11 protein-coding genes and 1 pseudogene are annotated in these 6,819 nt (G+C 56.7%); 1 reads left to right on the top strand and 11 read right to left on the bottom strand.

The genetic code is table 11. The annotated features are described in order from the left end of the window. The 10 genes and pseudogenes from EDI29_RS22245 to EDI29_RS22200 all read right to left on the bottom strand — a co-directional run. A pseudogene (locus tag EDI29_RS22245) lies at positions 1-314 on the bottom strand (transposase); the annotation flags it as partial. Between the two features lie 62 nt (positions 315-376). Next, positions 377-943, bottom strand: coding sequence for a TraC family protein (locus EDI29_RS22240; RefSeq protein ID WP_455650779.1), 567 nt, complete (start codon positions 941-943; stop codon positions 377-379). Continuing rightward, positions 943-1,380: a TIGR03751 family conjugal transfer lipoprotein gene (locus tag EDI29_RS22235; protein ID WP_137742625.1), complete on the bottom strand. Its 438-nt coding sequence runs from the start codon at positions 1,378-1,380 to the stop codon at positions 943-945. Before EDI29_RS22235 ends, EDI29_RS22240 begins: the two co-directional genes overlap by 1 nt. Further along, positions 1,361-2,767, bottom strand: coding sequence for a TIGR03752 family integrating conjugative element protein (locus tag EDI29_RS22230; RefSeq protein ID WP_137742624.1), 1,407 nt, complete (start codon positions 2,765-2,767; stop codon positions 1,361-1,363). Before EDI29_RS22230 ends, EDI29_RS22235 begins: the two co-directional genes overlap by 20 nt. Then, positions 2,757-3,659 (bottom strand): TIGR03749 family integrating conjugative element protein, encoded by a 903-nt coding sequence (locus EDI29_RS22225; RefSeq protein WP_137742623.1) that lies wholly within the window; start codon positions 3,657-3,659, stop codon positions 2,757-2,759. Before EDI29_RS22225 ends, EDI29_RS22230 begins: the two co-directional genes overlap by 11 nt. Next, positions 3,656-4,336 (bottom strand): PFL_4703 family integrating conjugative element protein, encoded by a 681-nt coding sequence (locus EDI29_RS22220; protein ID WP_137742622.1) that lies wholly within the window; start codon positions 4,334-4,336, stop codon positions 3,656-3,658. The genes EDI29_RS22225 and EDI29_RS22220 overlap by 4 nt, the downstream gene beginning before the upstream one ends. Continuing rightward, a complete protein-coding gene (locus EDI29_RS22215) occupies positions 4,333-4,731 on the bottom strand; it encodes a TIGR03750 family conjugal transfer protein (RefSeq protein ID WP_137742621.1) in 399 nt (132 codons plus the stop codon). Before EDI29_RS22215 ends, EDI29_RS22220 begins: the two co-directional genes overlap by 4 nt. A gap of 12 nt (positions 4,732-4,743) precedes the next feature. Beyond that, entirely contained in the window at positions 4,744-5,103 is a 360-nt protein-coding gene (locus tag EDI29_RS22210) for a TIGR03745 family integrating conjugative element membrane protein (protein ID WP_137742620.1), read from the bottom strand. An 18-nt stretch (positions 5,104-5,121) separates the two neighbouring features. Continuing rightward, the gene (locus EDI29_RS22205; protein WP_137742619.1) at positions 5,122-5,355 is read right to left on the bottom strand and encodes a TIGR03758 family integrating conjugative element protein; all 234 of its coding nucleotides are present in this window, start codon (positions 5,353-5,355) and stop codon (positions 5,122-5,124) included. Further along, positions 5,352-5,732 (bottom strand): integrative conjugative element protein, RAQPRD family, encoded by a 381-nt coding sequence (locus tag EDI29_RS22200; protein WP_137742626.1) that lies wholly within the window; start codon positions 5,730-5,732, stop codon positions 5,352-5,354. The genes EDI29_RS22205 and EDI29_RS22200 overlap by 4 nt, the downstream gene beginning before the upstream one ends. A 425-nt stretch (positions 5,733-6,157) precedes the next feature. Here EDI29_RS22200 and EDI29_RS22195 point away from each other — a divergent pair, with 425 nt between their 5' ends. Continuing rightward, positions 6,158-6,457 carry a hypothetical protein gene (locus EDI29_RS22195; protein WP_137742618.1) on the top strand — a complete coding sequence of 100 codons (300 nt, stop codon included), beginning with the start codon at positions 6,158-6,160 and terminating at the stop codon, positions 6,455-6,457. A 34-nt stretch (positions 6,458-6,491) separates the two neighbouring features. Here the strand turns inward: EDI29_RS22195 and EDI29_RS22915 are convergent. Continuing rightward, positions 6,492-6,819 (bottom strand): hypothetical protein (locus EDI29_RS22915; protein WP_206664376.1); only part of this gene is annotated, 328 nt, incomplete at its 5' end.

Here is a 6,819-nt window from a genome sequence, read left to right as displayed (position 1 = left end):
AAACTGCGCGGTCAGATAACTGACGAGCTCACGCTTTATCGCTGGTTTTAAAGCTTTTTTTCAATAACATCTTTGAGTGCGCGGCACTCCAGACTCAGATCAGCAAACATCTGTTTCAATCGACGGTTTTCGTCCTCCAGATCTTTCATCTTTTTGATATCAGAGGCTTCCATACCGCCAAACTTGGCTTTCCAGTTGTAATACGAAGCCTCGGATATTCCCGCTTCGCGGCAAACGTCTTTGACGGTCCGTCCGGCTTCAACGGACTTCAACACGGCGATGATCTGGTGCTCGGTAAATCGGGCTTTGCGCATAGCGATCTCCTCAACGGGACATAATCAGTATGTCGGAAGATCTCTAAAAGTGAATGGTTCAATTAAGCGGGATGCTTACACTCGAACAGGCCTCCCGGTTTTGCTACCGCGCGCAGGTGATGGGCCATTGAATGCAGATAGAACTTGGTGAAGCGTGAGTGCTGCGCTCGCGGCTGGATGTAGCCATGCAGGGTCTGCAGATACGGGGCAAAGTTGGTTTCGTCCTGAGCGTAGAGTTGCAGCACCCAGGGGTTGTCGTCGAGCTCGTCGAAGCTGTCCTGCAACGCGTTTTCCAGCGCATCCCGTGCCTGAGCCAGCCAGCCTGGCTCGCGGCCTTCGGTGCCCAACGGGGTCAGTTCGAAGAATGCGGCGACCGAGATACCATCTTCCAGCAGCATACTTTGCGATTCGGGCAGGTATTCGACCCAGGGCAGCAACGCGACGAACGATGGCGCAACGTCGTACAAGGCCTGCTCATCCGCTTGCGTAGCGGGGCGGTTCTCCCTCACGGTGGCACCGGGTTCGGGAATGCCCGATTTTCGTAATGCATCGATGTGGCGCTGCCAGCCGTCCGGTTGTTCATCTTTGGTAGGCACCGAGGGTTTGCGCGAGGGACGTGACCAGACCATCAGTAATCCTCCGTACGTTCGCCCGGCATTGCGTACTGCACACGCTGGTAGAGGGGGAAGATAGTCGTGTAACCCGGCACTGGAACTGGGTCCGTCCCCGCCAGATGCGGGAACACGTACATCAGCAGGTCGGGATTCGGCAGTCGCTGAAACTGACTGCGTACTTCATTGGCGGCGGTACGCGTGTAGTGTGCCTGTTCTGCAGGAGCAGCTTGCACAGCCGCGTGGCTGAGTGGACGACGCAAGCTTTGGCGGGCATCGAGCAGTTGGCGATAGGCCATCTGTCCCACTCGGCCCCCATTGCCGCTCTCTTGTTGCCAGATATCCTGCATGGGTTGGCCGCCATGAGGTAACAGGTCTTCCTTGCTCGTGGCGCAACCGGTCAGTACGGCTACGGATAGCATGATTGCCAGCGGTTTAATCCAGTTCGAGCGCATGGCTTTCTCCTGTGCGGTGGTCGACTTTGCGACCTTCGGGCTCATAGTCGATGGCGAGGGTTTTTTCGAGGTGAACGGCGACGTGTGCGCCTGGTTTCACATAGACCGCTGCGAATGCCTGTCCATAGAGCTTGTTGACCCAGTCCGACATGTCGCGTACACCGCCGGCGAGAATACGACCCACAGCCTCGTTGCTGCTGATACCCACCGTACCGATGGAGCCGTCGGCACCGGCGTAGGACATCTGACCGCTGTCTGAATCGATGAGCGATGCCGCGCCAGCCCCCGCAGCGGTGATCAGCGCCTGTGTGCCGAGATACTGCTGGGCATTGCTGCGGCGCTCGCCGGACACGCACGGGATACCGTAGGGGTCGCTGATCCAGCCCAGGCCGTTCTGGTCATTGTTTTGTTGATTACTGCGTTCGCCGTCTTCCGGAATGGTGCGAATGGTGCCGTCATGAAACACGAAGGTGATGGAGCGCACTTGCCCCCTGACGCATGAGAGTGTCCAGTCGCCGGAGGCGGTGCCGCTGAATACCGCTCCAGCTACATCAGGAATATCGATGCCGTTGGCCGTGAGGTTGTCGGGGCCGACCAAAATTTTGAAAGGGTAGGGGTCATTGACGGTGCCATCGATGGGCACGCGACCGATCAGCGCAGTCATCGCGACAGAGCCCATCAGCGTTGAATTGGTCGGTACGGTGTAGACGGCTTTGGCAGTTTTTACGCCAGCAGCCCTCGCTCCCGCATCGGTGACAGGGTTGGCCGTGGTTTCCAGCGTTTTCTGGGCTGGCCCGAAACGTGTCGGAAAGCTCGGCGCAGCGTTGCCATGACGGCCCTCAGTCTGTCTGGCATCGTCAGGCTCTACCCAGCGGATCGTGGTCTCGTCGCTGAATCCTTCCGCATCCCCGTTTTGCAGGCCGAGGCCGACAGGCAGGTCGCCGTGACCGCCGCTGCCCATGCTGTCCAGCCGCCGCTGCAAATCTGCCAGCAGACCCTCGGTCTTCTGGCGCTCGCTGCTGAGTTGTTCCTGATCGCGGCGCAGGCTGGTTCGTTCGGACTCCAGTGCGGTGCTGATGCGCTGGTCAATGGCGCTTTCACGCTGACGCAAACGCTGGTTTTCTTCTCTCTGTACCCGGTTGTCGGTGGTGGCAGTTTGCAGCTCGGTGCGCAGTTGTCGAACCTGGGCTACCAGGGTCGCGACCGTATCACGGGGTGTGTCCCCTTCTATGCCCAGCGCCTTCATTTCCTCCGGGGTGAGCTGGCTGGCTGTCTCTGTCGAGGCAGGGGATTGTGTGCTGCCACCAGAGAACATGCGGATGCCAACGAACAGGACCAGCAGTGCGACGGGGATCATCAGCCATTTCAGCAGACCGTTACTGCGCATACTGCACCTCCATCGCCGGGTTTGTTGTGGTTTGCACGTACCTGGCGGGATCAAAGCGTTGGATGGCGGGTAGCAACGACTGTGATAGCCCATGCTTGCGGGTGACCAGATACAGCACGGTGGTGTCTTCGGGGGTGCCGCGTGGGCCAAGCGCTGGATGCTGGAAAGTGGCGGTGAGGAAGTCGCCCTGAAGTGTGCGCGGATCGAGTTCGATCCAGCCCCCCGCCATATGGGTCAGCCGCACGGCAGTCACCCACTGGTCTTCCAGCCGCCATGATGCCAGCGCGGTCGTCTGAACAGGCAGCGTAGGCAGTAAGGTGTCGAGTGGCAGGTCGCGGCGCAGGTTCACGCGCACAATACCGGGTACAGGTTCAATGGTGCGCAGTGGGGCGTACAGATTCTGTGCAGCGTAGCGCGTCAGTACCACGGCCACGGGTGTTTCACGTCGTGTCGGCCTGTCCTGTTCTGTGATGGGAGCGTCGGTTTCGCTGTCCCGTTGCTGGCCGTAGCGCGGTGGCGTGGTCTTGCCCTCAACGATGCGTACCGGTTCAAGCACCGGTTCACCGTCTTTGGCGGGGGAGGCCGCAATGTCGAGCAGAATCAGCGTGCCGCTGTCAGCGTCCTGCAACTGCAATCGGGTGGGTTCGATGGGCTCACTGGCTCGCAGGTAAATTGCCCCCCCTGCACTCTGTACGCGCAGCCGATCGCCGACGCTGGCCGGGACGCCAACACGGATGTTGCGATCCACAAACACAATGCGTTCCTGTCCGACCATAAGGGGAACGGCAAGCGGCAGTCGCTCCCAGTGCAGGATCTCCACAGCATGGACAACGGGCGTCAGCATCAGGGTCAACAGTCCCAGCCAGATGAGACGGAGAGGGTGATGTTTCATGGGGTTTCTCCCTGTGTACCCAGACCGCCACGACTCGGTGGCTCCGGTGTGGGGGCTGTGATGCGTTGCGGGGCACCGTCGTAGCAATCAAGCACGAGGCCAAACGGGTTACGTGCCGGATCGACATCGGCACGTGCGACTTTCACCGGGTAGCGTACGAAAGCGCGTTTGACCTGTTCCGGGCCGTGGTACTCGTCGGCGCTGAGGTCGAGGGTCACCACCCAGTCACGGTTGGATATTGTGCGCACCCGTGCGGTGGGGTTGTCGCCATAGCCGCGCCCTGGAATTTCGTAGACACCGCGTACGCGCTGCCGCAGTTCTCCTGTACTGCGGCGGTAGTCGTAATCCGCCTGCAGAAAGGCACGGCATGCTGGGGTGAGGTACGATGACAATGCATGCAGGTTGCGTGCGTAGTCCTCTTCCCCATTGGTTGGCCAGCGGTTGAGTTGCTGGAATACATAGAAGGTGAAAGCGTAGACCGACTCGGGTGGCACCTCCCACCAGGCGCGTGCGCTCCCCGAGCGCAGGTCGGGCGGTACGTGAATGGTCAAGTCACGCGGTGCGCTCCACCAACCGGCCCCCATCACCAGTGACACCAGAAGTAATGCACTGGCACCGATACGAAGGGTTTTGATGTGTGCCTGTAGGTGCGCCACTTCGTTCTTGAATCGGCTCATCGCACCGTCCTTCTATTCGACCAGAAGCCTGAGCGTGTGATCAGCCGGTGCCCGCCCACCCAGCCTGTGAGAAGCGGGTAGCGGGTCGTGATGCGCCATTGAAACTGACGGTACAGCCAGGTGTCGGGTCGGCCGCGTTTCTGTCGTCGCAGGAAGCCGCCACCGACGAATACGCCACAGGCGATGCCCAGCACAATGCAGGTTGGTGCCAGAGCGATGGTCGAAAGTAGCCAGGACAGCGGGATACCGATTAGCAACCCGGCGCTGCCGGACAGGCCACAACAGATCCATAGCTCATCGGCCGTCAGACCGCGCACCACCACCGGATGCCGATTGAGCCGATGCGGCAGGAACGTGACGGTGCCGTCTGCGCGGGTATGAGGATGCGCTGACATGTCCAGTCCCTCTCACAAAATGCCAGTAGCTTCGGTCAGCAGCCAGATACCGATCACCAGCAGCACGGCCCCAACCGCAACCGTCAGGCCGAACTGGCCCCAGGTTTTCTTGCCGTTGTGGATCTCGGCGTAGGTGCCGTACGCGTGATAGCACACACCGATGAACATGCTGGCGACTACCAGAAGCGCGACCAACAGGACGATGTCGTAGCCGTAGTTGCGGATGGTTTCCATAATGCCGCCACCGGTGCCTCGCGAGGGATTTTCCAGCTGCGGCAATCCCTGTGCGAATGACAGTGAGGGCAAGGTGGTCATGCTCAAAGCCAGCGCGACGCGCTGAACGAGGCGAGTGGGAGAGTGGTGGTATTTCATGGGGTAGATCCTTTCTGGTTACGAGAGGAGGAAAAACGTCAGCACGAGGTACATCGCGAGAAAGCGCACGATGACACCGAGGAACTGACGCTGGTTGAGCTGGTTCTCGGCCCAGCCGACGTAGGCGGTACGGATGGCCCATGCGCCCCATAGCAGCAGAACAGCGAACACGATGCCGATCAGGACAGTGGACATGGCCGCAGGTGTGATACTGCTGTTCGCCTGGAAGGCGCTGATCTGTGCGGCAGTCATGGCTGGCCTTCTGGGGAGACGTTGCTGCGCTCGGATACCGATTCCTGGCGGTAGTGACTGCTCAGCGCGGTGGCGTCGCGCGGCTGGGCGCGGGACGGTGACAGATAAAACTGGATGCCTGCGCGTACACGCGCTAAATCATCGAGCAGCCGGGGGTAGTCGAAGTAATAGCGCTCGCCTGGTACTGTGGGGACTCTGGATGCGCTCTGTGCAACGAAGCGCTCCAGGGCGTTGAGCTGGCGCAGTGTGGCAGCCAGTTCTTGACGCTGGGCTGGTGTGTCGGCATGGGCAGTCAATGGACTGACCAGCATCAGAGCGGCGGAGAGAAAAATGAGCGCGCTGTAGTGCGCAGCGCGACGTCGGGTTGGGAGAACCATCACTCCATTCCTCTGTTCGTTGAGCAATGGCGTGATGTTGGAGAAATGAGTGTTTCAGGGCTGCAAACAATAAGAACTGTGCAGTTACCGGTTTTTTAAATTTTGTGGCCCATGCAGTAAAAAATTCAGGATTTTATATTTAATGTTGTTTTTGGAAGGTCATGGGTGTGTGGTTGTGAATGAGATGGAAAAAGCAAAATATTGCCTGCGCTGACAAACCCGTTTAATGTGGGGCAGCTATTTTGAATGAGTTGTTGGGGGGAAGGGTCGGCAAAAAATAGAATGATTGAGGAATTTAATGGTATATAAAGTGAATTCGCAAAATCAATGCATCGTTCTGTAATGCCGATTTTGGTGCGCTAATAGTAATTCCGATTGGTTTGGATTAATTATTAGGTGTGAAATTATTAATATGGGATATAAATATGGCAAAACTTGATTTTCCGTTCTCCGTCCATCTTTGGGAAGCTAAAGCGTCAGTGTCAATAATGAAAATGCTTGCTGACCAAGCTGAGAGCAATGTGGCTCGCGCTGTAAACGAGGCGGATTTGTCTGGGTTTGTATCGGAGGGTACGTTTACCGATTTGAGAACGGCTGAAAATGGAGAAGAGTATGAATTCGAACGTTCCTGGTACTCATGTGGTTCGTGTGTTGGCTATGACCATGACGAAGTGAAAGCGGAATACAAACACTTAATTGCACAACTCACACGACTCCCGCCTTAAAAATAGCTACTGAAGTAAAGGCGATATAGTCAAACTAGAAATTACCAACCCTAATTTTATTAATTGTATTTGCATTCGATAGTTTATAAACCCTTTCATTTCTATCAATGCGAAAATTAAAATAAACACCCCCAGCGAAACTCATCGACCAACCTTTAACTCTCTCCCTTTTCCCTATTATTTTCAATACTCCTACCTTTGCATGATTGGCAACATTAAGTATCCCTATCCACTTCATATACTTCTCATCGACATGGTCACTATTTAATTTTAAAATATCCACCTCATCACTAAATGAAAGGTTTGAAAATAACAAACAAAACTTCAAGCTGAATTTTTTATCATTTATTGAGAATTCGCAA

It is taken from the genome of Pectobacterium polonicum (assembly GCF_005497185.1).
Classification (GTDB): domain Bacteria; phylum Pseudomonadota; class Gammaproteobacteria; order Enterobacterales; family Enterobacteriaceae; genus Pectobacterium; species Pectobacterium polonicum.
This window is presented reverse-complemented; position numbering and strand designations above follow the sequence as displayed.